This window comes from Pantoea sp. SM3640 (assembly GCF_015654165.1).
GTDB lineage: Bacteria > Pseudomonadota > Gammaproteobacteria > Enterobacterales > Enterobacteriaceae > Pantoea > Pantoea vagans.
The window spans coordinates 707,976-733,681 of sequence record NZ_CP064872.1 but is presented as its reverse complement, the minus strand read 5'-3'; the positions used below and the strand labels follow the sequence as shown (position 1 = coordinate 733,681).

At 53.5% G+C, this 25,706-nt stretch carries 18 protein-coding genes, 2 tRNA genes, 3 rRNA genes, 1 pseudogene and 1 other annotated feature; of the genes and pseudogenes, 8 read left to right on the top strand and 16 right to left on the bottom strand.

Translation table 11 applies throughout. The annotated features are described in order from the left end of the window. Nucleotides 1-26 precede the first annotated feature (26 nt). From IV493_RS03500 to IV493_RS18495, 3 genes and pseudogenes are all read left to right on the top strand, one after another. Nucleotides 27-2,684 (top strand): bifunctional acetate--CoA ligase family protein/GNAT family N-acetyltransferase, encoded by a 2,658-nt coding sequence (locus IV493_RS03500; protein WP_013358804.1) that lies wholly within the window; start codon nucleotides 27-29, stop codon nucleotides 2,682-2,684. Nucleotides 2,685-2,801: 117 nt separating this feature from the next. Continuing rightward, a complete protein-coding gene (pssA, locus tag IV493_RS03495) occupies nucleotides 2,802-4,157 on the top strand; it encodes a CDP-diacylglycerol--serine O-phosphatidyltransferase (protein WP_013358805.1) in 1,356 nt (451 codons plus the stop codon). A gap of 70 nt (nucleotides 4,158-4,227) precedes the next feature. Beyond that, a pseudogene (locus tag IV493_RS18495) lies at nucleotides 4,228-4,454 on the top strand (YfiM family protein). A 5-nt stretch (nucleotides 4,455-4,459) separates the two neighbouring features. Here the strand turns inward: IV493_RS18495 and IV493_RS03490 are convergent. The 9 genes from IV493_RS03490 to rluD form a co-directional block, all read right to left on the bottom strand. Then, entirely contained in the window at nucleotides 4,460-5,749 is a 1,290-nt protein-coding gene (locus tag IV493_RS03490; RefSeq protein WP_195857731.1) for an MFS family transporter, read from the bottom strand. Nucleotides 5,750-6,026: 277 nt separating this feature from the next. After that, a 5S ribosomal RNA gene (gene rrf / locus IV493_RS03485) occupies nucleotides 6,027-6,142 on the bottom strand. 92 nt (nucleotides 6,143-6,234) lie between these two features. After that, nucleotides 6,235-9,143, bottom strand: a 23S ribosomal RNA gene (locus IV493_RS03480). Nucleotides 9,144-9,350: 207 nt separating this feature from the next. Continuing rightward, nucleotides 9,351-9,426: transfer RNA gene (locus IV493_RS03475), tRNA-Ala, on the bottom strand. Between the two features lie 141 nt (nucleotides 9,427-9,567). Next, nucleotides 9,568-9,644 (bottom strand) — tRNA-Ile (locus IV493_RS03470). Nucleotides 9,645-9,717: 73 nt separating this feature from the next. Next, nucleotides 9,718-11,259: ribosomal RNA gene (locus tag IV493_RS03465) — 16S ribosomal RNA — on the bottom strand. Together the 16S, 23S and 5S rRNA genes with 2 tRNA genes alongside form the textbook arrangement of a ribosomal RNA operon. Nucleotides 11,260-11,732: 473 nt before the next feature. Further along, nucleotides 11,733-14,318, bottom strand: coding sequence for an ATP-dependent chaperone ClpB (gene clpB, locus IV493_RS03460; RefSeq protein ID WP_179291149.1), 2,586 nt, complete (start codon nucleotides 14,316-14,318; stop codon nucleotides 11,733-11,735). 114 nt (nucleotides 14,319-14,432) lie between these two features. Beyond that, nucleotides 14,433-15,161: a purine nucleoside phosphorylase YfiH gene (gene yfiH, locus IV493_RS03455; RefSeq protein WP_013358809.1), complete on the bottom strand. Its 729-nt coding sequence runs from the start codon at nucleotides 15,159-15,161 to the stop codon at nucleotides 14,433-14,435. Further along, complete coding sequence (gene rluD, locus IV493_RS03450; RefSeq protein WP_013358810.1) at nucleotides 15,161-16,138, bottom strand: 23S rRNA pseudouridine(1911/1915/1917) synthase RluD; 978 nt, start codon at nucleotides 16,136-16,138, stop codon at nucleotides 15,161-15,163. The genes yfiH and rluD overlap by 1 nt, the downstream gene beginning before the upstream one ends. A 129-nt stretch (nucleotides 16,139-16,267) precedes the next feature. Here rluD and bamD point away from each other — a divergent pair, with 129 nt between their 5' ends. The 4 genes from bamD (at nucleotide 16,268) to pheA (ending at nucleotide 19,015) form a co-directional block, all read left to right on the top strand. Continuing rightward, nucleotides 16,268-16,999 (top strand): outer membrane protein assembly factor BamD, encoded by a 732-nt coding sequence (gene bamD, locus IV493_RS03445; protein ID WP_009086788.1) that lies wholly within the window; start codon nucleotides 16,268-16,270, stop codon nucleotides 16,997-16,999. 281 nt (nucleotides 17,000-17,280) lie between these two features. Then, the gene (raiA, locus tag IV493_RS03440; protein ID WP_013358812.1) at nucleotides 17,281-17,616 is read left to right on the top strand and encodes a ribosome-associated translation inhibitor RaiA; all 336 of its coding nucleotides are present in this window, start codon (nucleotides 17,281-17,283) and stop codon (nucleotides 17,614-17,616) included. An 88-nt stretch (nucleotides 17,617-17,704) separates the two neighbouring features. Then, nucleotides 17,705-17,829 (top strand) — a sequence feature (Phe leader region). Then, nucleotides 17,706-17,753 carry a pheA operon leader peptide PheL gene (pheL, locus tag IV493_RS03435; RefSeq protein ID WP_187507180.1) on the top strand — a complete coding sequence of 16 codons (48 nt, stop codon included), beginning with the start codon at nucleotides 17,706-17,708 and terminating at the stop codon, nucleotides 17,751-17,753. Its footprint overlaps the feature before it by 48 nt. Before the next feature lie 22 nt (nucleotides 17,830-17,851). Then, nucleotides 17,852-19,015, top strand: coding sequence for a bifunctional chorismate mutase/prephenate dehydratase (gene pheA / locus IV493_RS03430; RefSeq protein WP_013358813.1), 1,164 nt, complete (start codon nucleotides 17,852-17,854; stop codon nucleotides 19,013-19,015). Nucleotides 19,016-19,056: 41 nt separating this feature from the next. On the opposite strand, the gene tyrA is transcribed toward pheA, so the two are convergent. Further along, nucleotides 19,057-20,178 (bottom strand): bifunctional chorismate mutase/prephenate dehydrogenase, encoded by a 1,122-nt coding sequence (tyrA, locus tag IV493_RS03425; RefSeq protein WP_013358814.1) that lies wholly within the window; start codon nucleotides 20,176-20,178, stop codon nucleotides 19,057-19,059. A gap of 5 nt (nucleotides 20,179-20,183) precedes the next feature. Next, a complete protein-coding gene (locus tag IV493_RS03420) occupies nucleotides 20,184-21,263 on the bottom strand; it encodes a 3-deoxy-7-phosphoheptulonate synthase (protein WP_013358815.1) in 1,080 nt (359 codons plus the stop codon). Between the two features lie 288 nt (nucleotides 21,264-21,551). On the opposite strand from IV493_RS03420, the gene IV493_RS03415 reads away from it, so the two are divergent. Further along, nucleotides 21,552-22,088 (top strand): GNAT family N-acetyltransferase, encoded by a 537-nt coding sequence (locus IV493_RS03415; RefSeq protein ID WP_195857730.1) that lies wholly within the window; start codon nucleotides 21,552-21,554, stop codon nucleotides 22,086-22,088. A 96-nt stretch (nucleotides 22,089-22,184) separates the two neighbouring features. Here the strand turns inward: IV493_RS03415 and rplS are convergent, their stop codons facing one another. From rplS to ffh, 5 genes are all read right to left on the bottom strand, one after another. Beyond that, complete coding sequence (gene rplS / locus IV493_RS03410; protein WP_003849035.1) at nucleotides 22,185-22,532, bottom strand: 50S ribosomal protein L19; 348 nt, start codon at nucleotides 22,530-22,532, stop codon at nucleotides 22,185-22,187. A 42-nt stretch (nucleotides 22,533-22,574) separates the two neighbouring features. Then, complete coding sequence (trmD, locus tag IV493_RS03405) at nucleotides 22,575-23,339, bottom strand: tRNA (guanosine(37)-N1)-methyltransferase TrmD (RefSeq protein ID WP_013358817.1); 765 nt, start codon at nucleotides 23,337-23,339, stop codon at nucleotides 22,575-22,577. Between the two features lie 35 nt (nucleotides 23,340-23,374). Further along, entirely contained in the window at nucleotides 23,375-23,923 is a 549-nt protein-coding gene (rimM, locus tag IV493_RS03400) for a ribosome maturation factor RimM (protein ID WP_013358818.1), read from the bottom strand. An 18-nt stretch (nucleotides 23,924-23,941) separates the two neighbouring features. Then, nucleotides 23,942-24,190, bottom strand: a complete 249-nt coding sequence (gene rpsP / locus IV493_RS03395; protein WP_003849041.1) for a 30S ribosomal protein S16 — start codon at nucleotides 24,188-24,190, stop codon at nucleotides 23,942-23,944. Between the two features lie 141 nt (nucleotides 24,191-24,331). Next, nucleotides 24,332-25,693: a signal recognition particle protein gene (ffh, locus tag IV493_RS03390; RefSeq protein ID WP_195857729.1), complete on the bottom strand. Its 1,362-nt coding sequence runs from the start codon at nucleotides 25,691-25,693 to the stop codon at nucleotides 24,332-24,334. Nucleotides 25,694-25,706 lie beyond the last annotated feature (13 nt).

Genomic DNA, 25,706 nt, shown 5'->3' with positions numbered 1-25,706 from the left:
GCAAATCCCGATCTCTGGAGGGCGAGATGAGCCAACGCGGACTGGAAGCGCTGTTACGACCTAAATCAATTGCGGTGATTGGTGCCTCGGTCACGCCCGGGCGTGCCGGCTATTTTATGATGCGTAACCTGCTGGCAGGCGGTTTTAGCGGACCGGTGCTGCCGGTGACGCCAAAATATAAAGCGGTCAGCGGCGTACTGGCCTGGCCCACTATCGACAGCTTACCTTTCGCGCCTGACCTGGCGGTGATCTGCACCCACTCAAAACGTAACCTCGAATTGCTGCAACAGCTCGGCGAGAAAGGCTGCAAGGCCTGTATTATTCTCTCTGCGCCTGCCAGCCAGTCGGCGGAACTTAAAGCCTGCGCCAGCCAGTGGCAGATACGTCTGCTGGGACCGAACAGTCTTGGTCTGCTGGCCCCCTGGCAGGGACTCAATGCCAGCTTCTCGCCGGTACCCATAGAGAAAGGCCGTATCGCGTTTATCTCCCAGTCCGCCGCCGTGTCGAATACCATTCTCGACTGGGCGCAGCAGCGTAATCTCGGTTTTTCGTGGTTTATCGCGCTGGGTGACAGCCTGGACACCGATGTTGATGACCTGCTCGACTTCCTGGCTCGCGACGGTAAAACCAGTGCCATCCTCCTTTATCTGGAGCACCTCAGTGACGCACGTCGCTTTGTTTCCGCCTCACGCAGCGCCTCCCGTAATAAACCGATTCTGGTGATCAAGAGTGGTCGCAGCCGTGAAGCGCAGGCGCTGCTTGGCACCCACAGTGGTCTGGACGCGGCCTGGGATGCGGCCATTCAGCGCGCCGGATTGCTGCGGGTACAGGATACCCATGAGCTGTTTTCCGCCGTTGAATCGCTGAGTCATATGCGGCCACTGCGCGGTGACAGGCTGATGATCATCAGTAATGGTGCGGCGCCCGCCGCGCTGGCGCTGGATGAGCTTTACGCCCGCAACGGGAAACTGGCGCAGCTCAGCGATGAAACGCGTCAGCAGCTTGAGGCTATTTTGCCTGCTGGTGCGGGTCGCGGTAATCCGCTGGATTTAAAAGATGACGCCACCGCTGAGCGCTACGCTGCCTGTGTGGAGATCCTCCTCGACAGCCATGAACTTGATGCCTTAATGATCATTCATGCGCCAAGCGCGGTCGCGCCCGCGACTGAAACAGCCGCTCATCTGATCGATACCGTGGCCCGCCACCCGCGCGGCAAGCTGGTGACGCTGCTGACCAACTGGAGCGGCGAGTTCTCTTCACAGGCTGCGCGTCGTGCCTTTACGCAGGCGGGTATACCGACCTGGCGCACGCCGGAAGGCACTGTCACCGCTTTTATGCATCAGGTTGAGTACCGGCGTAATCAGAAGCAGCTGCGCGAAACGCCTGCCCTGCCCGCCACGCTTAACCAGGATAGTGCACATGCTCACCAGCTGCTGTCACAGGCGCTGGCGCGCGGCATTACCTCACTGGATACTCACGAAGTGCAGCCAGTGCTGCAGGCTTATGGGCTGGCCACGCTGCCAACCTGGATCGCCAGTGACAGTGCGGCAGCGGTAGCCATTGCCGACCAGATTGGCTACCCGGTGGCGCTGAAGCTGCGTTCACCCGATATCGCCCATAAGTCAGAGGTTCAGGGTGTGATGCTCTACCTGCGCAATGCCAGTGAAGTGGAGCATGCCGCCGAAGCTATTTTTGATCGGGTAAAGCAGACGCTGCCGCAGGCACGTATTGAGGGGCTGCTGGTTCAGAGCATGGCAAGCCGTGCGGGCGCGCAGGAACTGCGGGTTGTGGTCGACCAGGATGCACTGTTTGGCCCAATTATTATGCTGGGTGAAGGCGGAGTTGAATGGCAGGCTGATAAACAGGCTGCCGTTGCCCTCCCCCCGCTGAATATGACGCTGGCACGCTATCTGGTAATCCAGGCGATCAAGAGCGGAAAAATCCGCAGCCGCAGCGCCCTGAATCCGCTGGATATCCCCGGCCTGAGTCAGCTGCTGGTGCAGGTCTCTGATCTGGTCGTGGATTGCCCGGAGATCCAGCGACTGGATATTCATCCGCTGCTGGCGGCGGGCAATGACTTTACCCTGCTGGACGTCACTCTGACGCTGGCCCCGTTCCACGGCGATAACGAAACACGACTGGCCATTCGCCCTTATCCGCAGCATCTGGAAGAGCAGGTAGAGTTAAAAGATGGGCAATTCTGCCTGTTCCGCCCGATTCTGCCAGAGGATGAGCCTTTACTGCGCGATTTTATCAGTCAGGTCACCAAAGAGGATCTCTACTACCGCTACTTCAGTGAGATCAACGAGTTCACGCATGATGACCTCGCCAATATGACTCAGATCGATTATGACCGCGAGATGGCGATTGTGGCGGTCCGTCAGCATCAGGGGCGCCCCGAAATCATTGGCGTCACCCGCGCCATCTCTGACGCTGATAACATTGATGCGGAGTTTTCAGTGCTGGTCCGTTCGGACCTGAAAGGGTTAGGTATGGGCCGTCGTCTGCTGGAAAAGATGATCCGCTATACCCGACATCACGGCTTGCAACAATTAAACGGTATCACCATGCCTCATAACCGCGGCATGATTACCCTGGCCCGAAAACTCAATTTTCATGTTGATATTCAACTGGATGACGGTATTGTCAGCCTGAAATTGTCTTTACAGAATGAGATCAGCTAACCTTGTAGAGAAAGGTAAAAAACGTTCGAATCGACGAAGTTGATGTTATTATTTATGGTTATAACCCTGATTTGATGGCAAAAGGCCATGCAATGAACAGAGAAGAAGTGCACTGTGATGTTGTCTAAATTTAAACGTAATAAACACCAACAACACCTCGCAGAGCTGCCGAAACTGTCACAATCCATTGCGGATATGTCGACACTTTACTCGCCGGCCGAATTTCGTCAGACGTTGCTGGAGAAGATTGCGGCAGCGCATACCCGCATCTGTATCGTTGCGCTCTATCTGGAAAACGATGACGCCGGACGTGCCGTCATGGATGCGCTTTATCATGCGAAGCAGGCGCGACCGGAGCTGGATATCTCAATTCTGGTAGACTGGCATCGTGCGCAGCGTGGGCGAATTGGCGCAGCGCGAGGCGTAACCAATGCCGACTGGTATTGCGAAATGGCGACGCGTTATGCCGATATTGCCATCCCGGTGTATGGTATTCCGGTTAATACCCGCGAAGCCCTGGGTGTACTCCATCTTAAAGGTTTCATTATTGATGATACGCTGCTCTACAGCGGCGCCAGCATCAATGATGTTTACCTGCATCAGCATGACAAGTATCGCTACGATCGCTACCAGGTTATCCGCAATTCGCAGCTGACCGATACCATGTATGACTGGATCACGCTCAATCTGAAGCCAGCAGAAGCGGTTAACCGGCTCGATTTTGCTGAGCGCCCTTCCAGCCCTGAAATTAAAAATGAGACGCGCCAGTTCCGTCAGGATCTGCGTGGCTTCAATTATCAGTTTGAAGGGAATGCCGGCAACGATGAACTGGCGGTCACGCCGCTGGTCGGTCTGGGTAAGCATAGCCTGCTTAATAAAACCATTTTTCACCTGATGCCCTGTGCAGAACAGAAGCTGATTATCTGTACACCCTACTTCAACCTGCCCGCCTTGCTGGTGCGTAATATCATTAACCTGCTGCGCCAGGGAAAACAGGTCGAGATTATCGTCGGTGATAAAACAGCCAATGATTTCTATATCGCGCCCGATCAACCGTTCAAAATTATCGGCGCGCTGCCATACCTGTATGAAATCAATCTGCGCCGTTTCCTTAGCCGGTTGCACTACTACGTTACGACCGGCCAGTTGGTCGTAAGACTGTGGAAGGATGGCGAGAACAGTTATCACCTTAAAGGGATGTGGGTCGATGATGAATGGCAGCTGATTACCGGCAATAACCTCAATCCACGTGCATGGCGGCTCGACCTGGAAAATGCGGTGCTGATCCACGATCCTCATCAGCAATTAGCAGCGCAGCGTGAAAAAGAGCTGACGCTAATCCGTCAGCACACCACGGTAGTGACGCATTTCCGTGAGCTTGAAAGTATTGCTGATTATCCGGCCAAGGTGCGGAAACTGATTCGTCGTCTGCGCCGGATACGTATCGATCGTCTGATCAGCCGTATTCTTTAATCCCTGCGGCCATGAAGGTATCCATTATGCGAAGCGTGCTGCTTTGCTGTTGTGTAGTGGATGTGCCCATATGGCGGAAGATCAATGGACCGGACGGGATAAAGCAGAACACGTTGTCGCTTCCGCAGTTCTGGCAGGCAAAGCAGGTCTGTCGGCATTCTTTTTTCGTTAAGTCCTGGGGCGGGAAAAGAGCTGTATGACAGCCGCCCGAATGGCAGCGGCTAGAGCTGGAAAGATTTCGCCTGGGATGCCGCCGGTGCAGCCAGCGGCATTGCCCTATGGAATCTGAGTCAGTAGCTGTTTTAAAGCTTAATCCCCTTACCACGCTTGTGCAGCAACAGCGACACCAGAAACGCCACCGCACCCATCGCTGAGACATACCAGAAAAAGGTGGTCTCAATCCCCTGCTTCTTCATCAGCAACGCGACATACTCTGCCGAACCACCGAAGATGGCATTCGCAACAGCGTAGGAGAGCCCGACACCCAGTGCGCGCACCTGCGGCGGAAACATTTCGGCTTTAAGGATTCCGCTGATAGCCGTGTAGAAGCTGGTAATCAGCAATGCCAGCATAATTAACAGGAAAGCCACGCCGGGACTCTGCACATTTTGCAGCAGCGTCAGAACTGGCACGGTACAGATAGCCGCGCCCGCACCAAAGATCATCATCGAGGTGCGACGACCGATTTTATCTGACAATGCACCAATAATCGGCTGAATCAGCATAAAGACCAGCAGCGCACCAGTCATCAGCCCGCTGGCCGTTTTAGGATCCATACCCGATGTGTTAACCAGATACTTCTGCATGTAGGTGGTGAAGGTATAAAAACTCAGGGAACCGCCTGCGGTGAAACCCAGCACCATCAGGAAAGGACGGATATGGTTGCGCAACAATCCAATTACGCTTCCCGCATCGCGGTGTTCGCGGCTGGTCTTGTCTGACGTTTCTTCCAGAGAGCGCCGTAACCATAATGCGACAACCGCGAGCAGTGCGCCGAGGAAGAAGGGGATTCGCCAGCCCCAGCTGCGTAGCTCTGCGTCAGTGAGCAGAAATTGCAGCACCACCACGGTCAGTACCGCCGCTAACTGGCCACCGATCAGCGTGACATACTGAAATGAGGCGTAGAATCCTTTGCGCCCTTCCAGTGCCACTTCGCTCATGTAGGTGGCGCTGGTCCCATATTCCCCACCCACCGATAATCCCTGAAACATACGCGCCAGCAGCAGAATGACGGGAGCCGCCACGCCGATCGTTGCGTAACCCGGCAGGCAGGCAATAACCAGCGACCCGAAACACATCATGCAGACTGAAACCAGCATCGAATTTTTTCGGCCATGTTTGTCGCCGATATAGCCAAACAGCCAGCCACCAATCGGACGCATCAGAAATCCTGCCGCAAAAACGCCAGCCGTCTGTAATAACTGCGTGGTGGTATCGCCCTGCGGGAAGAAGATGTGCGCAAAGTAGAGCGAGAAGAATGAATAGACATAGAAGTCGAACCATTCAACCAGGTTGCCCGATGACGCGCCGACGATAGCCCAGATGCGTTTCCTTGTATCATCCGGCTGAATTTTATTATTTGTTGTTGTCATGCCTTACCTCTGTTCCTTGCTGATCAACAGCGTTTAAAGGATTGAGTAAAGCATTTAAGTCTACTGAAGGTAAAGGCGGGGTAATCTGAGATTAATATTGTGAGCCATATCGCCAATTAGCGAAAAATCAGCGAGTTGCTGGCGATTCTTGAGAGAAGCATGGGGGTTACGAGGGCTGCTGGAAGTGGAACTGCGGTCACTATTTCTACTTAATATCGCAAAATCTTGACGTAAAAAAGCCCCGCACTCGCGTGCGGGGCTTCTTCACTTATTTAATGCCTGGCAGTTCCCTACTCTCGCATGGGGAGACCCCACACTACCATCGGCGCTACGGCGTTTCACTTCTGAGTTCGGCATGGGGTCAGGTGGGACCACCGCGCTAAAGCCGCCAGGCAAATTCTGTCTCCGCGCCGCCACAGGGGGCCGCGCAGAATATCCGGTACAAGGCTGAAAATCGTGTCTCTCAAAAACGCCTCTGGCGTTGTAAGGTTAAGCCTCACGGGTCATTAGTACCGGTTAGCTCAACGCATCGCTGCGCTTACACACCCGGCCTATCAACGTCGTAGTCTTCAACGTCCCTTCAGGACCCTCAAGGGGTCAGGGAGAACTCATCTCGGGGCAAGTTTCGTGCTTAGATGCTTTCAGCACTTATCTTTTCCGCACTTAGCTACCGGGCAATGCCATTGGCATGACAACCCGAATACCAGTGGTGCGTTCACTCCGGTCCTCTCGTACTAGGAGCAACCCCCCTCAATTCTCCAGCGCCCACGGCAGATAGGGACCGAACTGTCTCACGACGTTCTAAACCCAGCTCGCGTACCACTTTAAACGGCGAACAGCCGTACCCTTGGGACCTACTTCAGCCCCAGGATGTGATGAGCCGACATCGAGGTGCCAAACACCGCCGTCGATATGAACTCTTGGGCGGTATCAGCCTGTTATCCCCGGAGTACCTTTTATCCGTTGAGCGATGGCCCTTCCATTCAGAACCACCGGATCACTATGACCTGCTTTCGCACCTGCTCGAGCCGTCACTCTCGCAGTCAAGCCAGCTTATGCCATTGCACTAACCTCACGATGTCCGACCGTGATTAGCTGACCTTCGTGCTCCTCCGTTACTCTTTAGGAGGAGACCGCCCCAGTCAAACTACCCACCAGACACTGTCCGCAGCCCGGATCACGGGCCTACGTTAGAACATCAAACATTAAAGGGTGGTATTTCAAGGTTGGCTCCACGCAGACTGGCGTCCGCGCTTCAAAGCCTCCCACCTATCCTACACATCAAGGCTCAATGTTCAGTGTCAAGCTGTAGTAAAGGTTCACGGGGTCTTTCCGTCTTGCCGCGGGTACACTGCATCTTCACAGCGAGTTCAATTTCACTGAGTCTCGGGTGGAGACAGCCTGGCCATCATTACGCCATTCGTGCAGGTCGGAACTTACCCGACAAGGAATTTCGCTACCTTAGGACCGTTATAGTTACGGCCGCCGTTTACCGGGGCTTCGATCAAGAGCTTCTCCTTGCGGATAACCCCATCAATTAACCTTCCGGCACCGGGCAGGCGTCACACCGTATACGTCCACTTTCGTGTTTGCACAGTGCTGTGTTTTTAATAAACAGTTGCAGCCAGCTGGTATCTTCGACTGGCTTCGGCTCGGGGAGCAAGTCCCTCCACCTACGCGCCAGCGTGCCTTCTCCCGAAGTTACGGCACCATTTTGCCTAGTTCCTTCACCCGAGTTCTCTCAAGCGCCTTGGTATTCTCTACCTGACCACCTGTGTCGGTTTGGGGTACGATTCTGTGTTACCTGATGCTTAGAGGCTTTTCCTGGAAGCAGGGCATTTATCACTTCAGCACCGTAGTGCCTCGTCGTCACGCCTCAGCGTTAATAAGGGACCGGATTTACCTGGACCCTCCGCCTACACGCTTAAACCGGGACAACCGTCGCCCGGCTGATATAGCCTTCTCCGTCCCCCCTTCGCAGTAACACCGAGTACAGGAATATTAACCTGTTTCCCATCGACTACGCCTTTCGGCCTCGCCTTAGGGGTCGACTCACCCTGCTCCGATTAACGTTGAACAGGAACCCTTGGTCTTCCGGCGAGCGGGCTTTTCACCCGCTTTATCGTTACTTATGTCAGCATTCGCACTTCTGATACCTCCAGCATGCCTCACAGCACACCTTCGACGGCTTACAGAACGCTCCCCTACCCAACAACGCCTAAGCGTCGCTGCCGCAGCTTCGGTGCATGGTTTAGCCCCGTTACATCTTCCGCGCAGGCCGACTCGACCAGTGAGCTATTACGCTTTCTTTAAATGATGGCTGCTTCTAAGCCAACATCCTGGCTGTCTGTGCCTTCCCACATCGTTTCCCACTTAACCATGACTTTGGGACCTTAGCTGGCGGTCTGGGTTGTTTCCCTCTTCACGACGGACGTTAGCACCCGCCGTGTGTCTCCCGTGATAACATTCCTCGGTATTCGCAGTTTGCATCGGGTTGGTAAGCCGGGATGGCCCCCTAGCCGAAACAGTGCTCTACCCCCGAGGATGAGTTCACGAGGCGCTACCTAAATAGCTTTCGGGGAGAACCAGCTATCTCCCGGTTTGATTGGCCTTTCACCCCCAGCCACAGGTCATCCGCTAATTTTTCAACATTAGTCGGTTCGGTCCTCCAGTTAGTGTTACCCAACCTTCAACCTGCCCATGGCTAGATCACCGGGTTTCGGGTCTATACCCTGCAACTTAACGCCCAGTTAAGACTCGGTTTCCCTGCGGCTCCCCTATACGGTTAACCTTGCTACAGAATATAAGTCGCTGACCCATTATACAAAAGGTACGCAGTCACCCCCATAAAGAAGGCTCCCACTGCTTGTACGTACACGGTTTCAGGTTCTGTTTCACTCCCCTCGCCGGGGTTCTTTTCGCCTTTCCCTCACGGTACTGGTTCACTATCGGTCAGTCAGGAGTATTTAGCCTTGGAGGATGGTCCCCCCATATTCAGACAGGATACCACGTGTCCCGCCTTACTCATCGAGCTCACAGCACGTGTGCTTTTGTGTACGGGAGTATCACCCTGTACCCTGCGACTTTCCAGACGCTTCCACTAACACACATGCTGATTCAGGCTCTGGGCTGCTCCCCGTTCGCTCGCCGCTACTGGGGGAATCTCGGTTGATTTCTTTTCCTCGGGGTACTTAGATGTTTCAGTTCCCCCGGTTCGCCTTGCAGCACTATGTATTCATGCTGCAATGATGCACAGAGTGCACCGGGTTTCCCCATTCGGACATCGACGGCTGTAGCGGTTCATATCACCTTACCGTCGCTTTACGCAGATTAGCACGTCCTTCATCGCCTCTGACTGCCTGGGCATCCACCGTGTACGCTTAGTCGCTTAACCTCACAACCCACAGGCGTTTTACAACGCTGCGAGCTGCAAGCATTTGAGAGACTCGAACATGTCGTATTTTTCATTCTTATTACGGAGAATGAAAACGACACGTCGTTTCAATTTTCAGCTTGTTCCGGATTGTTAAAGAGCATAATACTTCGCAGCACACCGTTGCCGGTACGCTCTGAAGTATTCAGAAAAACAGTTAAAACGGTATGGTGGAGCTAAGCGGGATCGAACCGCTGACCTCCTGCGTGCAAGGCAGGCGCTCTCCCAGCTGAGCTATAGCCCCATACAGTTACTGCAGAGACCACTACTACCAGGAGTAACATTCTTCATGTAAAGAATGCGATTTTTTCTCAGGCAAGGCGTGTCGATGCGAAGCATAGTGAACTATGCGAGCCGTCGACACAACGCAGCATGAGGACAAATCTGGTAGGCCTGAGTGGACTTGAACCACCGACCTCACCCTTATCAGGGGTGCGCTCTAACCACCTGAGCTACAAGCCTGTAGAGGTTTTTTCTGCTCGTTACTTTTTATCAGACAATCTGTGTGAGCACTGCGCGGGAAGGTATCTTCAGGTAAGGAGGTGATCCAACCGCAGGTTCCCCTACGGTTACCTTGTTACGACTTCACCCCAGTCATGAATCACAAAGTGGTAAGCGCCCTCCCGAAGGTTAAGCTACCTACTTCTTTTGCAACCCACTCCCATGGTGTGACGGGCGGTGTGTACAAGGCCCGGGAACGTATTCACCGTGGCATTCTGATCCACGATTACTAGCGATTCCGACTTCACGGAGTCGAGTTGCAGACTCCGATCCGGACTACGACGCACTTTGTGAGGTCCGCTTGCTCTCGCGAGGTCGCTTCTCTTTGTATGCGCCATTGTAGCACGTGTGTAGCCCTACTCGTAAGGGCCATGATGACTTGACGTCATCCCCACCTTCCTCCGGTTTATCACCGGCAGTCTCCTTTGAGTTCCCGACCGAATCGCTGGCAACAAAGGATAAGGGTTGCGCTCGTTGCGGGACTTAACCCAACATTTCACAACACGAGCTGACGACAGCCATGCAGCACCTGTCTCACGGTTCCCGAAGGCACTAAGGCATCTCTGCCGAATTCCGTGGATGTCAAGAGTAGGTAAGGTTCTTCGCGTTGCATCGAATTAAACCACATGCTCCACCGCTTGTGCGGGCCCCCGTCAATTCATTTGAGTTTTAACCTTGCGGCCGTACTCCCCAGGCGGTCGACTTAACGCGTTAGCTCCGGAAGCCACTCCTCAAGGGAACAACCTCCAAGTCGACATCGTTTACGGCGTGGACTACCAGGGTATCTAATCCTGTTTGCTCCCCACGCTTTCGCACCTGAGCGTCAGTCTTTGTCCAGGGGGCCGCCTTCGCCACCGGTATTCCTCCAGATCTCTACGCATTTCACCGCTACACCTGGAATTCTACCCCCCTCTACAAGACTCAAGCCTGCCAGTTTCAAATGCAGTTCCCAGGTTAAGCCCGGGGATTTCACATCTGACTTAACAGACCGCCTGCGTGCGCTTTACGCCCAGTAATTCCGATTAACGCTTGCACCCTCCGTATTACCGCGGCTGCTGGCACGGAGTTAGCCGGTGCTTCTTCTGCGGGTAACGTCAATCGACGCGGTTATTAACCGCACCGCCTTCCTCCCCGCTGAAAGTACTTTACAACCCGAAGGCCTTCTTCATACACGCGGCATGGCTGCATCAGGCTTGCGCCCATTGTGCAATATTCCCCACTGCTGCCTCCCGTAGGAGTCTGGACCGTGTCTCAGTTCCAGTGTGGCTGGTCATCCTCTCAGACCAGCTAGGGATCGTCGCCTAGGTGGGCCATTACCCCGCCTACTAGCTAATCCCATCTGGGCTCATCCGATAGTGAGAGGCCCGAAGGTCCCCCTCTTTGGTCTTGCGACGTTATGCGGTATTAGCCACCGTTTCCAGTGGTTATCCCCCTCTATCGGGCAGATCCCCAGACATTACTCACCCGTCCGCCACTCGTCACCCAAGGAGCAAGCTCCTCTGTGCTACCGTCCGACTTGCATGTGTTAGGCCTGCCGCCAGCGTTCAATCTGAGCCATGATCAAACTCTTCAATTTAAGTTTGATTTGCTTAAACAAGTTAAGCGGTGCTCATCTGTAAAACGTCATAATGAATTTCATTATGTGTTCACTCGTGAGGCTTTGATATTTTTTACGTCCTAAGACGCTGATATCAATCCTGCGAGTGCCCACACAGATTGTCTGATAAATTGTTAAAGAGCAGTGCGAACAGTGCGTTAGCGTCCTGTCGCGAGGTGGCGTATATTACGCTTTCCTCCTGCAGAGTCAACCTCTTTCTCAGAAGTTTTTCTCCGGCGGCGCAGTCTCCTGTGCCTCTCAACCCGTTTCCCGTTGCCGGTGTTCCGTGTCGATGGAGGCGCATTATAGGGAACGGCTCAGATAGCGCAAGTGCAAATGATAACTTTTTTACTGACCGTTCAATTTGCACTCAAAAGGTATGCTAAATAAGCAAAAACCCCGCAAAAGGGCAAAAAAAAACGGGCCAGTGGCCCGTTTTTCAACTCACATTATTACTGATGTGCAGTAATGACGTCGTTTTCCACATCCATTTCGATGGTTTTGCCTGGCACCAGCGAACCGGCAAGGATCTGCTGAGCCAGCGGGTTCTCAATCTGCTGCTGTATCGCACGTTTGAGAGGTCGTGCACCATAGACCGGATCATATCCGTTCTCGGCCAGCAGTTTGATCGCATCCTCTGAGATGTGCAGCTGATAACCACGTTCATCCAGACGTTTGTACAACCGCTGCAGCTGAATCTGCGCAATCGACGCGATATGTTTTTCAGCCAGCGGATGGAAGACGACCACTTCATCAATACGGTTGACGAATTCCGGACGGAAATGCTGTCCGACCACACCCATCACAATATCTTTCATTTCCGGGTAGCTCAGGTTGCCAAACCGTTCCTGGATTAAATCCGATCCCAGGTTAGAGGTCATGATCACCACGCTGTTACGGAAGTCGACCGTACGACCTTGCCCATCCGTCAGACGCCCATCATCCAGCACCTGCAGAAGAATGTTGAAGACATCAGGATGCGCCTTCTCGACTTCATCCAGCAGAATGACCGAATAAGGACGACGACGTACCGCTTCGGTCAGATAACCGCCCTCTTCATAGCCGACATAGCCCGGAGGTGCGCCCACCAGCCGCGACACCGAATGTTTTTCCATAAATTCGGACATGTCGATACGCACCATCGCATCGTCACTGTCGAACAGGAAGTTAGCCAGCGATTTACACAGTTCGGTCTTACCTACCCCGGTAGGTCCCAGGAACAGGAAGGAACCAATTGGCCGGTTAGGATCAGAGAGACCTGCGCGACTACGGCGGATGGCATTGGATACCGCTTCAACCGCTTCATCCTGTCCGATGACCCGGCCGTGCAGATCCTGTTCCATGCGCAGTAACTTATCGCGCTCACCTTCCATCATTCGCGCCACCGGGATACCGGTCCAGCGCGCCAGCACATCCGCAATCTCCACATCCGTTACGCGGTTGCGCAGTAACTTCATGGTTTTGCCTTCCGCCTGGGTCGCTGCGGCTAGCTGTTTTTCCAGTTCCGGAATTTTACCGTACTGCAGTTCTGACATCTGAGCGAGATCGCCCTGACGACGAGCCTGCTCTAAGTTCAGACGCGCCTGCTCAAGTTCAGCTTTAATATTCTGCGTGCCCGACAGCGAAGCTTTCTCAGTCTTCCACTCATCTTCCAGCTCGGCATATTCGCGCTCTTTCTGGTTCAGCTCAGTTTCCAGCATCTCCAGACGCTTGATACTGGCATCGTCCGCCTCTTTCTTCAGCGCCTGCTGCTCCAGCTTCAGCTGAATGATGCGGCGCTCAAGACGATCCAGTGACTCCGGCTTCGAGTCCATCTGCATACGAATGCTGGATGCCGCCTCATCAATCAGGTCAATCGCTTTATCCGGCAACTGGCGATCAGCAATGTAACGATGAGACAGCGTCGCCGCTGCGACAATCGCCGGGTCAGTAATCTGCACATGGTGATGCAGTTCGTAACGCTCTTTCAGGCCACGCAGAATAGCGATGGTGTCTTCCACACTCGGCTCAGCCACAAAGACTTTCTGGAAACGACGCTCCAGCGCAGCATCTTTTTCAATGTACTGACGGTACTCATCAAGTGTGGTGGCGCCCACGCAGTGCAGTTCACCACGCGCCAGCGCAGGCTTAAGCATGTTACCGGCGTCCATTGCACCGTCCGCTTTACCGGCGCCTACCATGGTATGAAGTTCGTCAATAAACAGAATGACGTTGCCTTCCTGCTTCGACAGGTCACTCAGCACGCCTTTCAGACGCTCTTCGAATTCACCGCGATATTTCGCCCCGGCCACAAGCGCACCCATATCCAGCGCCAGTACCCTGCGGCCTTTCAGACCTTCAGGGACTTCGCCGTTAATGATGCGCTGCGCCAGCCCTTCGACAATCGCGGTTTTACCCACGCCAGGCTCACCAATCAGCACCGGGTTATTTTTAGTACGGCGCTGCAGAACCTGAATGGTGCGTCGAATCTCTTCGTCGCGGCCGATGACCGGATCGAGTTTGCCCTTCTCGGCACGCTCGGTCAGATCAATAGTGTATTTCTTCAATGCCTGGCGCTGATCTTCAGCCCCCTGATCGTTCACGTTGTCTCCTCCCCGCATCTGTTCAATCGCACTGGTGATTTTTTCGCGCGTTGCGCCCGCTGCTTTAAGCAGATCGGCCAGTGAACCACGAGATTCAAGGGCGGCCAGAACAAATAATTCGGATGAAATAAAGTTATCGTTGCGCTTCTGCGCCAGCTTGTCACACAGGTTTAATACCCGGACGAGGTCAGATGAGGGTTGTACATCCCCTTCGCTGCCTTCAACTTGTGGCAGGCGATCGATGGCCTGCTCAACCTGAACGCGTAAGGGGGTAACGTTGACACCCGCAGAAGTCAGTAAAGGTGAAACCGATCCGCCTTCCTGTTTGAGCAACGCGCTCATCAGGTGCAGAGGTTCAATGAATTGGTTGTCGTGTCCCAGAGCCAGGGACTGCGCGTCGGCGAGAGCCAGCTGAAATTTGTTAGTAAGACGATCCAGACGCATAATTCCTCCCATTACAGGTCAAAATGCTACTGGAGATTAAATGAGGTCATCCCTCAAAAATTTCAAGGTTAATGACCTGAGATTTGAGTAAAAAATACGCTAACTGGACCGTCTTATGGCGTAAGGTTATAACAGCCAGATCAAAGTTGCCATACGCCCGGTGATCCCATCGCGGCGGAAGGAGAAGAAATCGTCGCGCTGCGTAAAGGTACAACGGCTGTCGGCACTGATTGATTTCACGCCCGCAGCCTGCAGTCGCCTACGCGCCAGCAGCCAGATATCAGCGTAAAATTTCTCGCCTGAGGGGCGGAAAGCCTGCACGGCGCGAGGATCCTGAGCCATAAAGGCCTCGCGTACTTCTGCACCGACCTCAAATGCATCGGGCCCGATTGCCGGACCCAGCCAGGCATGGATCTGGTCCGGCGGGGAACGAAACTGCGCCAGCGTATTTTCCAGTACACCCGCACACAGTCCGCGCCAGCCTGCATGTGCTGCCGCCACTTCCGTCCCATCCTGCGAACAGAACAGAACCGGGAGGCAGTCAGCGGTCATGATGGCGCAGACGACGCCGGGCTGATCGGTGATACAGGCATCGGCACGTAATGGCGTACCTTCTCCTGCAGCCAGACGCCCAACCTCCGTGCCATGAACCTGATCCAGCCACTGCGGCATCGCAGGCAAGCCCGCCTCTTCCACCAGCAACTGCCGGTTACGCGTTACCGTATCCGGATTATCCCCTACGTGACCGCCGAGATTCAGTGCATCCCAGGGCGATGTGCTGATGCCACCCTGTCGCTGCGTCGAGCAGGCCCGAACGCGTGACGGAGCGGGCCATTGAGGCGTAATCAGATTCATCACCAGTTCATCTGGTCTTTAAATTCTTCGGTGTCTGCTTTTAACGCCGCGATCAGATCAACCATATCCTGCGGAAGCGCCGCATGGAATTCCATTTCAATCCCGCTGATAGGGTGATACAGACGCAGCATGGTAGCGTGCAGAGCCTGACGATCAAAACCGCGCAGCGTAGTGATAAATGCCTCTGATGCGCCTTTTGGCGGACGCGGACGGCCACCATAAAGCGGATCGCCCACCAGCGGATGGCTGATGTGAGACATATGCACACGGATCTGGTGAGTACGACCCGTTTCCAGACGCAGACGCAGACGGGTATGCGCGCGGAAGTGCTCCATGATGCGGTAATGCGTCACCGCCGGCTTACCCATCGGATGAACCGCCATGTGGGTGCGTTTGGTTGAGTGACGGCTGATAGGCTGCTCAACCGTGCCGCCCGCTGTCATATTACCAATCGCGACCGCTTCATATTCACGAGTGATTTCGCGACGTTGCAGCGAGTCCACCAGATGCGTCTGAGCCGGTACAGTTTTCGCCACCACCATTAGACCGGTGGTGTCTTTATCCAGGCGGTGTACGATGCCCGCGCGTGGCACATCCATAATCGCCGGATAGTGATGAAGTAAGGCGTTGAGTACCGTGCCATCCGGATTACCGGCGCCAGGGTGAACCACAAAGTCGCGTGGTTTGTTGATGACGATGATGTCTTCATCTTCATAAACGATGTCGAGTGGCAGATTTTGCGGTTCCCAGCGCTGTGCCTCTTCGATCTCAGCGTCAATCGCGACCAGCTCGCCGCCCAGCACTTTTTCTTTAGGTGTATCGACCATGACGCCGTTTACTGTTACGCGACGGTCGAGGATCCACTCTTTTATGCGGGAACGTGAATAATCAGGGAACAATTCCGCCAAAGTCTGATCTAAGCGTTGTCCGAGTTGTGATTCGGATACCGTTGCGGTGAGTTGAACTTGTTGTGCCATATACAGCTTCTTCGTTAACGTTGGGTTTTCACGGCGATGCCGTTTAATATAATGTGCTATCGTACCTGGTCATTACCGGGAGCTATACGGACAGCTTCCGCCATAACATTTGAGGATAATCACTTCGTCATGACGCGTATGAAACATCTGGTGGCTGCTGCCACACTGAGCCTGGCACTTGTTGGTTGTTCCGGCTCAAATGACGCGGTACCGGACAGCCCGCCTTCTGAAATCTATGCTACAGCGCAGCAAAAGCTGCAGGACGGTAACTTTAAAGCCGCGATTAAGCAACTGGAAGCGCTGGATAATCGTTATCCGTTCGGTCCTTATTCGCAGCAGGTGCAGCTGGATTTAATCTACGCGTACTATAAAAATGCCGATCTGCCCCTGGCTCAGGCTGCCATTGCCCGCTTTATGCGTCTTAACCCCACACATCCGAACATTGACTATGTCATCTATATGAAAGGTCTGACGGATATGGCGCTGGATGACTCAGCACTGCAGGGCTTCTTTGGTATCGATCGTTCTGACCGCGATCCGACGCACGCTCGTGATGCCTTCCGCGACTTCTCCCAGCTGCTGCGCAGTTACCCGAACAGCCAGTATGCGGCTGATGCTCAGAAACGCCTGGTCTATCTGAAAGACCGCCTGGCGAAATATGAGCTGTCAGTGGCGCAATTCTATACTAAGCGTGAGGCGTATGTCGCGGTTGTTAACCGTGTCGAAGGTATGATGCGCGATTATCCGGATACTCAGGCAACACACGATGCGCTGCCGCTGATGGAAAATGCTTACCGCAATCTGCAGCTCAACGCTGAAGCAGACAAAGTGGCCAAAATCATTGCAGCGAACAACAGCTGATAGCCCGATAGTTTTTCAGTCATAAAAAAAGCAGCCTGCGATGGCTGCTTTTTTTTGCTCAAAGAACAGTCAGAAGTGGATCTGATGCCAGCGAGCTAACTCATCAAGCATGCCGTGTTAATCGTTTCGCTTCAAGCCATTTCAGCCAGTTTCTCAGCCTTTCTCACAGAATGTCGTGACTGACAAAAAGTGACATTTTTTCGTGATCGAAATCGCACATTCAACGCTTTTTCACGCTATGCTGAAAAGACCAAGACGGAAATGACAGAGAGGTAAGAACGATGATTCTGAACATTACCAGTAAACAAATGGAAATTACTCCGGCAATCCGAAGCCATGTTGAAGACCGTCTCGCCAAGCTCGAAAAATGGCAAACTGACCTGATTAACCCGCATATTGTCCTGTCCAAAGAGCCCAAAGAATTCGTGGCTGACGCCACCATTAACACACCTAACGGGACTCTGGTGGCCAGCGCCAAGCATGATGATATGTACACCGCGATCAACGATTTGATTGCGAAGCTCGAACGTCAGCTGAATAAAGTTCAGCATAAGTCTGAAGCACGCCGCGCCAGTGCCAGCGTAAAAGATATTATCCCCGCCGACGAAGAGTCCTGAGTTTGTTAACGCGCCTTCGGGCGCGTTTTTTATTGACAGCTTTTAAGCAGTACGGTTACTCTCAGGTCACTCTCTTTTCGGACATTCCCATGAAACTTGATCTGTTTTTCTTCGCTTTCTTTTTTACCTTCCCCTGAACGGGAGGCCATTCGTCGTGTGAAAATGAAAGCGAAGACGAACAACGAAGCCTCCCAACCGGGAGGCTTTTTTATTGGATAGCATACAGGTGAGCCCTATGAATCCCGACAATCCATTGCTGGCGCTACGCGACAAGATCAGCGCAGTGGATAAAAAACTTCTGACGCTGCTGGCCGAGCGTCGTCTGCTGGCAGTTGAAGTCGCGCAAGCGAAACTGGCAACGCATCGCCCGATTCGCGATGTGGAGCGCGAACGTGCGCTGCTGGAGAATCTGATTGTGCTGGGTAAAGCGCACAAACTGGATGCGCACTACATCACCCGCCTGTTCCAGCTGGTCATCGAAGATTCCGTGCTGACTCAGCAGGCACTGCTGCAGAAAAACCTCAACCATCCCCATGCGCATGCCGCCCGCATCGCTTTCCTTGGTCCGAAAGGCTCTTACTCACATCTTGCCGCACGCAACTACGCATCGCGCCATTTCGATAGCATGGTGGAATGTGGCTGCCTGAAGTTTCACGACATCATCAAACAGGTCGAGAATGGCGTGGCTGATTACGCCGTAATGCCGATTGAGAATACCAGTTCGGGCTCTATTAACGACGTCTACGATCTGCTGCAACAGACCAGCCTCTCTATCGTGGGCGAATTAACCTTACCTATCGACCACTGCGTACTGGTAAATGGTCCCACCGATCTGCAGCAGATTGAGACGGTGTACAGCCATCCTCAACCCTTCCAGCAGTGCAGCCAGTTCATTAACCGCTTCCCGCACTGGAAAATCGAATATACCGAGAGTACCGCAGCAGCGATGGAGAAAGTGGCTGCGCTCAACTCACCTAAGGTGGCAGCGCTGGGTAGTGAAGCAGGCGGCGAGCTCTATCAGTTGCAGGTGCTGGAACGTAATCTGGCCAATCAGCAGCAGAACCATACCCGCTTTATCGTGCTGGCCCGCAAACCAATTGAGGTGTCGGACCAGGTCCCGGCGAAAACCACGCTGATCATGGCAACCGGCCAGCAGGCAGGTGCGCTGGTCGATGCGCTGCTGGTTCTGCGTCAGCACAATCTGATTATGAGCAAGCTGGAGTCCCGCCCGATTAATGGCAATCCTTGGGAAGAGATGTTTTACATTGATGTGCAGGGCAATCTGCAGTCAGAGCGGATGCAGCAGGCGCTTCAGGAACTGCAAACCATGACACGCTCGCTGAAGGTGCTGGGCTGCTATCCCAGCGAGAATGTGGTGCCAGTTGACCCTGGCGAATAAAAAGAAAAGAAAAAAGGCATCCGATTGGATGCCTTCTTCATTTATGGACGGCTGTCATTGGCCGAACGCAACAGACTGCGGCTTTCAACCAGGAAGCGTTTCGCGTGATCGCCAAACCACTGCTCTACCCGGTTAAAGCTGGCAATAAACGCCTGCTTGTCACCCTGCTCCAGCAGGGCTATTGCTTCGCCAAACCGCTGGTAATAGCGTTTGATCAGCGCCAGATTGCTCTCTGAGGACATGATGATATCCGCATAAAGCTGCGGATCCTGCGCGAACAATCGTCCCACCATCGCCAGTTCCAGCCGGTAAATCGGCGACGAGAGCGCCAATAGCTGATCGAGATTGACGTTCTCTTCAGCTAAATGCAGGCCATAGGCAAAGGTGGCAAAGTGACGGAGCGCCTGAATGAAGGCCATGTTCTGGTCATGCTCAACCGCGCTGATACGGTGCAGACGCGCACCCCAGACCTGAATCTGCTCCAGGAACCACTGGTAGGCTTCCGGCTGTCGGCCATCACACCAGACCACCACCTGTTTTGCCAGACTGCCGCTGTCCGGGCCAAACATCGGATGCAGACCCAGCACCGGGCCGTTATGAGCGGCCAGCATCGCCTGCAGAGGGCGGTTTTTCACTGACGCCAGATCGACCAGGATACAATCTTCAGGCAGTGGCGGCAGCTGAGCAATGACCTGCTCGGTCAGATGGATCGGAACACTGATGATCACCATACCGGCATCACTAAGCAGTGACTCAGCCTGTGGCCAGTCCTCTTTATCCAGCGTTTTGACCGTGTAGCCTGACAGCCCGAGCATTTTTTCAAACAACCGGCCCATCTGGCCCTTGCCACCGACGATCACCACCGGGCGCAGTTCAGGACAGAGGGTTTTAAAGCCTTTGTCATTTTCGCTGGTATAGGATTCGCGCATCACACGACGCAGCACATCCTCTATCAAATCCGGTGGTACACCGAGCGCCTCAGCCTCTTTGCGACGGGAAGCCAGCATAGACGCTTCCCGTTCAGGGACATAGATAGGCAGTCCGTAACGGCTCTTAACCTCCCCGACTTCCGCTACCAGCTCCAGCCGTTTAGCCAGCAGATCCAGCAGCGCTTTATCAACACTGTCAATTTGATCGCGTAACGCGGTCAGTTCAGCCACCATTGCTCTTACACCTCTTGTGACAGACGCGCCGACAGCACTCCCTGCAGATCCTGATGCATCTCACGCAGCAACGTTTCGGTCACTTCCCAGTTGATGCAGGCATCAGTTACGGAAACGCCATACTTCATTTCGCTGCGTGGCTGTTCAGAAGACTGGTTACCCTCATTGATATGGCTTTCCAGCATCAGACCAATGATTGAACGGTTACCGTCTTTGATCTGCGCGATAGCGGATTCCGCTACGCCAGGCTGACGGCTGTAGTCTTTGTTCGAATTGCCATGGCTGCAATCTATCATTAAGGCTGGACGCAGTCCCGCTTTGAGCATCTCTTTTTCACACTGCGCGACATCTTCAGGACCGTAGTTCGGCGCTTTGCCACCACGCAGAATCACGTGACCATCCGGATTGCCCTGCGTCTGCAGCAGGCAGACCTGACCAGCCTGATTGATCCCGACAAAACGGTGCGGCATTGCAGCAGCACGCATGGCGTTGATTGCCGTTCCCAGACTGCCATCGGTGCCGTTTTTAAAGCCGACCGGCATAGACAGGCCCGAGGCCATTTCACGGTGCGTCTGAGATTCTGTCGTCCGTGCGCCAATGGCAGACCAGCTGAACAGGTCGCCCAGGTATTGCGGGCTATTCGGATCCAATGCTTCAGTCGCCAGCGGCAGGCCCATTTCAACCAGGTTCACCAGCAGCTGACGCGCAATGTGCAGACCCGCTTCCATATCAAACGAGTTATCCATGTAAGGATCATTAATCAGCCCTTTCCAGCCGACAGTCGTACGAGGCTTTTCAAAATAGACGCGCATCACGATATAAAGCTGATCTTTCAGCTCTTCAGAAAGGGTTTGCAGACGACGAGCATATTCAAGCGCCACTTCGGTATCGTGAATCGAGCAGGGTCCGCATACCACCAGCAGACGCGGATCGCGGCCGGCAATAATGTCAGAGATAGTCTGGCGGGACGCCGCGACCTGCTCCTGCTGTTCAGTAGTCAGTGGAAACTTCGCTTTCAGCTCTTCAGGCGTAATGAGTACCTGTTCACCGGCGATATGCACATTGTTCAGCGCGTCTTTTTGCATGATGGCGATCCTTTAGCTCGTATTAGCTGATTGTGGCTCCTCATTGAGGAATGCAAATACTGTATCACAGGCAATACATAGCGCAATATTATATGTACACATTTATTACCACAGATCAAACACTGCTAAGCCCACCAATTAAATAACCTTTAAATTCATAATTTTAAATAGGACATACACAAAACAGCAAGTCACCATAATGTAATTATATGTTTACACATGCGTATGTTGCGTTTCTGCTCCCCACAGGCAGAATGAAAGAATGATTCTGTTAAAACTGAGAGAGTTATGCGCCCATCGCTACAGAAAATTTATCTGCGACCGTTTGAGCTCAGTGACATAGCGACATTTACTGCTGCGGTTAATGCCTCTCTGGACAGCCTGATCCCCTGGATGGTCTGGGCGCATCACGATTATCAGCCTCACGAAGCAGAAAGCTGGATCCGCTTTACTCACTGGCAGCGGATGAAGGAGGAAGCAGAAGAGTTTGCGATTGTCGATCAGCATGACCGGCTGCTGGGAGGCGCAGGCATACGCTTTGCCCGTCATCCGGGTGACACCAGCGCAATTGGCTACTGGGTTCGTGGTGATGCACAGCGTCACGGGATCGCGAGCCGCGCGGTAACAAAGCTGCTGCCGCTGGGATTTTCACGCCCGGAGACACGGGTGATTGAAATTCTGGCCGCTGAGGATAACCTGGCCAGTCGGGGCGTAGCGGAGAAGTGCGGCGGCCAGTTTATTGGCTGTCGCTATGGCCTGATCGTATTAGAGGCGGGGCCGGTGAATACCGCGATTTATCATTTTCAGCGGCCGGATGCTGGTTAACTGCTGCCATCTGGTTGTCATCAGGACAAAAAAAGGGGCTGGCAGATGCCAACCCCTTGTTTGCTATTAACTTTTAGATGTCGCGTTAGCGATACCTTAGTTAAGACGCTCTTTAATACGAGCAGACTTACCAGTACGCTCACGCAGGTAGTACAGTTTGGCTTTACGCACAGCGCCACGACGTTTAACAGCGATGCTGTCAATGACAGGTGAATGAGTCTGGAATACACGCTCAACGCCTTCGCCGTTAGAAATTTTGCGAACAGTGAATGCAGAGTGCAGACCGCGGTTACGAATAGCGATAACCACGCCCTCGAATGCCTGCAGACGTTTTTTAGAACCTTCAACGACCCATACTTTCACTTCCACAGAATCACCCGGGCGGAAGGAAGGTACGTCCTGTTTCATCTGCTCTTGTTCAATTTGCTTGATAATGTTGCTCATAATTAAATCTCATATCCTGGGTAAACTGATAGTCGGGGAAGATCACTCTTCCACATCATCGTTTTGTTGCTGCTGAGATTCCCGCTGGAACTCATTCAGCAACCTTGCTTGCTCTTCAGTCAGAGCCAGGTTTTCCAGAAGTTCAGGTCTTCTCAGCCAGGTACGGCCTAGCGACTGCTTCAGACGCCAGCGGCGAATATCAGCATGGTTACCTGACAGTAATACTGCCGGGACCTCCACGCCGTCTAACACTTCAGGTCGGGTATAGTGCGGACAATCCAGCAAGCCATCAGAGAACGAATCCTCATCGGCTGACGCCTGCTTGCCGAGTACGCCTGGAATAAACCGGGCAACTGCGTCAATCATCGTCATTGCTGGCAGTTCCCCGCCGCTGAGAACGTAATCACCGATTGACCATTCTTCGTCAATTTCGGAATGAATTACGCGCTCATCAATCCCTTCATAACGGCCACAGACCAGAATTAACTTGTCCCGTGCCGCCAGTTCGCAAACGCCCTGTTGGTCCAGTTTGCGACCCTGAGGTGAAAGATATATCACTCTGGCGCCATCACCTGCCGCTGCTTTCGCTGCGGAGATGGCATCCCGTAAGGGTTGTACCATCATCAGCATTCCCGGTCCGCCGCCGTAAGGACGATCATCCACGGTACGGTGCCGGTCGTGCGTGAAGTCACGAGGACTCCAGCTCTGAATGCTGAGCAGACCGTTTTTTACAGCCCGGCCAGTTACCCCGTAATCGGTAATAGCGCGAAACATTTCTGGAAACAGGCTGATAACACCAATCCACATTGTATTCGCCGTTATGTTACCGTTCGATTCGGAGATCAAAAACCAGGATCCCAATCTACCTCAATGACGCCAGTAGAGAGATCGACTTTCCTGATAACCTGTTCATCAAGAAACGGAATTAACCGCTCCTGAGCACCGAATGCATCTTTCAGGTTTGCCTTAACGACGAGTACGTCGTTCGAGCCGGTTTCCATCATATCGATGACTTTACCCATCTCGTAGCCTTCGAGGTTAACTACCTGGCAGCCCATAAGGTCTTTCCAGTAGTAGTCGCCCTCTTCAAGCGATGGCAACTGCGTCGAGTCAACCTGAATTTCGCAATTGGTTAACTGAGCCGCCGCATCCCGATCGTCAATGCCTTTGACTTTGATGATCAGGTCCTGATTGTGGTGCTTCCAACCTTCCAGTTCGACCTGCTGCCATTTACCGGCGCGCTGGATGAACCAGGGTTGGTAGTTGAAGATGCTTTCAGCGTCTTCAGTGGAGGAAAACACTTTGAGCCAGCCGCGAATACCGTAGGCGGCTCCCATCTTACCCAATACAATCGGGTTAACAGGAGGCTGTGCGGCAAGTTGTCTGCTCATGCTCACCACCGTGACAGATTAAGCTGCTTTCTTAGCTTCTTTGACCAGCGCGTTAACGCGATCAGAGAGTGTTGCGCCCTGGCCAACCCAGTGCTCGATACGGTCCAGATCCAGACGCAGACCTTCAGCCTGACCAGATGCGATCGGGTTGAAGAAACCAACGCGCTCGATGAAACGACCGTTGCGTGCATTGCGGCTGTCAGTAACGACGACCTGATAGAACGGACGCTTTTTAGCGCCGTGACGTGCCAAACGAATTGTTACCATAACATCCTCTTCAGTTAATAAAACACCCGGCCCCCATCGAGGAACGGGGTCCGGGTGCTGTATAAAAAGCCCGAAAATTTTACTCATTTTGGCGAAAAAAGCAACCTAAACCGTGCCTTTCCGGGCTTTTTTGTGGAACGCTTAGCGGCCGGGGAATCCTGGCGGCATCATACCCTTCATGCCGCGCATCATTTTCGCCATACCGCCCTTCTTCATTTTCTTCATCATACGCTGCATGTCGTCGAACTGCTTCAATAAGCGGTTAACGTCCTGCACCTGCATTCCGGAGCCGGTTGCAATGCGGCGCTTGCGCGAGCCTTTGATGATTTCTGGTTTCTCACGCTCTTTGCGCGTCATCGAGTTGATGATGGCTTCCATGCGTACCAGCACTTTGTCATCCATCTGCGATTTCACATTGTCAGGCAACTGTCCCATACCCGGCAGTTTACCCATCAGGCTGGCCATGCCGCCCATGTTGCGCATCTGCTTCAGCTGCTCAAGGAAGTCATTGAGATCAAAACCGTCGCCGGTTTTCAGCTTCTTGGCCAGTTTCTCCGCCTGGTCGCGGTCAACCTTGCTTTCGATATCTTCGATCAGTGACAGCACGTCACCCATGCCGAGGATACGTGACGCAATACGGTCAGGATAGAACGGTTCAAGCGCTTCGGTTTTTTCACCGACACCCATGAATTTAATCGGCTTGCCAGTGATATGGCGAATCGACAGCGCTGCACCACCGCGGGCATCGCCGTCGACCTTGGTCAGGATAACCCCGGTCAGCGGCAGCGCTTCATTAAAGGCTTTCGCCGTGTTTGCGGCATCCTGACCAGTCATGGCATCGACCACAAACAGTGTTTCTACCGGTTTAATCGCGGTATGAACCTGTTTGATTTCGTCCATCATCGCTTCGTCAACGTGCAGACGACCGGCGGTATCCACCAGCAGCACATCGTAGAACTTCAGGCGGGCTTCACGCAGCGCATTGTTAACGATATCGACCGGCTTCTGACTGAGATCGGACGGACAGAAATCCACGCCAACCTGCTGTGCCAGGGTTTCCAGCTGTTTGATTGCCGCCGGACGATAGACGTCGGCAGAAACCACTAAGACTTTCTTCTTATGTTTCTCACGCAGGAACTTACCCAGCTTAGCGACGCTGGTAGTTTTACCGGCACCCTGCAGGCCCGCCATCAGTACTACGGCTGGTGGCTGAGCTGCCAGGTCGAGTGCATTGTTCTCTGCACCCATCGCCGCAACCAACTCGTTACGAACGATTTTGATGAACTCCTGACCTGGCGTCAGGCTTTTATTCACATCATGGCCGACCGCGCTCTCTTTCACACGGTTGATGAAGTCACGCACCACCGGCAGTGCAACGTCAGCTTCAAGCAGCGCCATGCGCACTTCACGCAGGGTCTCTTTGATGTTCTCTTCAGTCAGCCTTCCGCGGCCGCTGATATTTCGCAGGGTTTGCGACAAACGATCGGTTAAATTATCAAACATGGTCTCTCACTAA

Excerpts from the sequence above, each read along its gene's own strand:
- IV493_RS03500 (WP_013358804.1), top strand. The coding sequence starts at position 27 with ATGAGCCAACGCGGACTGGAAGCGCTGTTACGACCTAAATCAATTGCG.
- pssA (WP_013358805.1), top strand. The coding sequence starts at position 2,802 with ATGTTGTCTAAATTTAAACGTAATAAACACCAACAACACCTCGCAGAG.
- IV493_RS03490 (WP_195857731.1), bottom strand. The coding sequence starts at position 5,749 with ATGACAACAACAAATAATAAAATTCAGCCGGATGATACAAGGAAACGC.
- clpB (WP_179291149.1), bottom strand. The coding sequence starts at position 14,318 with ATGGGAGGAATTATGCGTCTGGATCGTCTTACTAACAAATTTCAGCTG.
- yfiH (WP_013358809.1), bottom strand. The coding sequence starts at position 15,161 with ATGAATCTGATTACGCCTCAATGGCCCGCTCCGTCACGCGTTCGGGCC.
- rluD (WP_013358810.1), bottom strand. The coding sequence starts at position 16,138 with ATGGCACAACAAGTTCAACTCACCGCAACGGTATCCGAATCACAACTC.
- bamD (WP_009086788.1), top strand. The coding sequence starts at position 16,268 with ATGACGCGTATGAAACATCTGGTGGCTGCTGCCACACTGAGCCTGGCA.
- raiA (WP_013358812.1), top strand. The coding sequence starts at position 17,281 with ATGATTCTGAACATTACCAGTAAACAAATGGAAATTACTCCGGCAATC.
- pheA (WP_013358813.1), top strand. The coding sequence starts at position 17,852 with ATGAATCCCGACAATCCATTGCTGGCGCTACGCGACAAGATCAGCGCA.
- tyrA (WP_013358814.1), bottom strand. The coding sequence starts at position 20,178 with ATGGTGGCTGAACTGACCGCGTTACGCGATCAAATTGACAGTGTTGAT.
- IV493_RS03420 (WP_013358815.1), bottom strand. The coding sequence starts at position 21,263 with ATGCAAAAAGACGCGCTGAACAATGTGCATATCGCCGGTGAACAGGTA.
- IV493_RS03415 (WP_195857730.1), top strand. The coding sequence starts at position 21,552 with ATGCGCCCATCGCTACAGAAAATTTATCTGCGACCGTTTGAGCTCAGT.
- rplS (WP_003849035.1), bottom strand. The coding sequence starts at position 22,532 with ATGAGCAACATTATCAAGCAAATTGAACAAGAGCAGATGAAACAGGAC.
- trmD (WP_013358817.1), bottom strand. The coding sequence starts at position 23,339 with ATGTGGATTGGTGTTATCAGCCTGTTTCCAGAAATGTTTCGCGCTATT.
- rimM (WP_013358818.1), bottom strand. The coding sequence starts at position 23,923 with ATGAGCAGACAACTTGCCGCACAGCCTCCTGTTAACCCGATTGTATTG.
- rpsP (WP_003849041.1), bottom strand. The coding sequence starts at position 24,190 with ATGGTAACAATTCGTTTGGCACGTCACGGCGCTAAAAAGCGTCCGTTC.
- ffh (WP_195857729.1), bottom strand. The coding sequence starts at position 25,693 with ATGTTTGATAATTTAACCGATCGTTTGTCGCAAACCCTGCGAAATATC.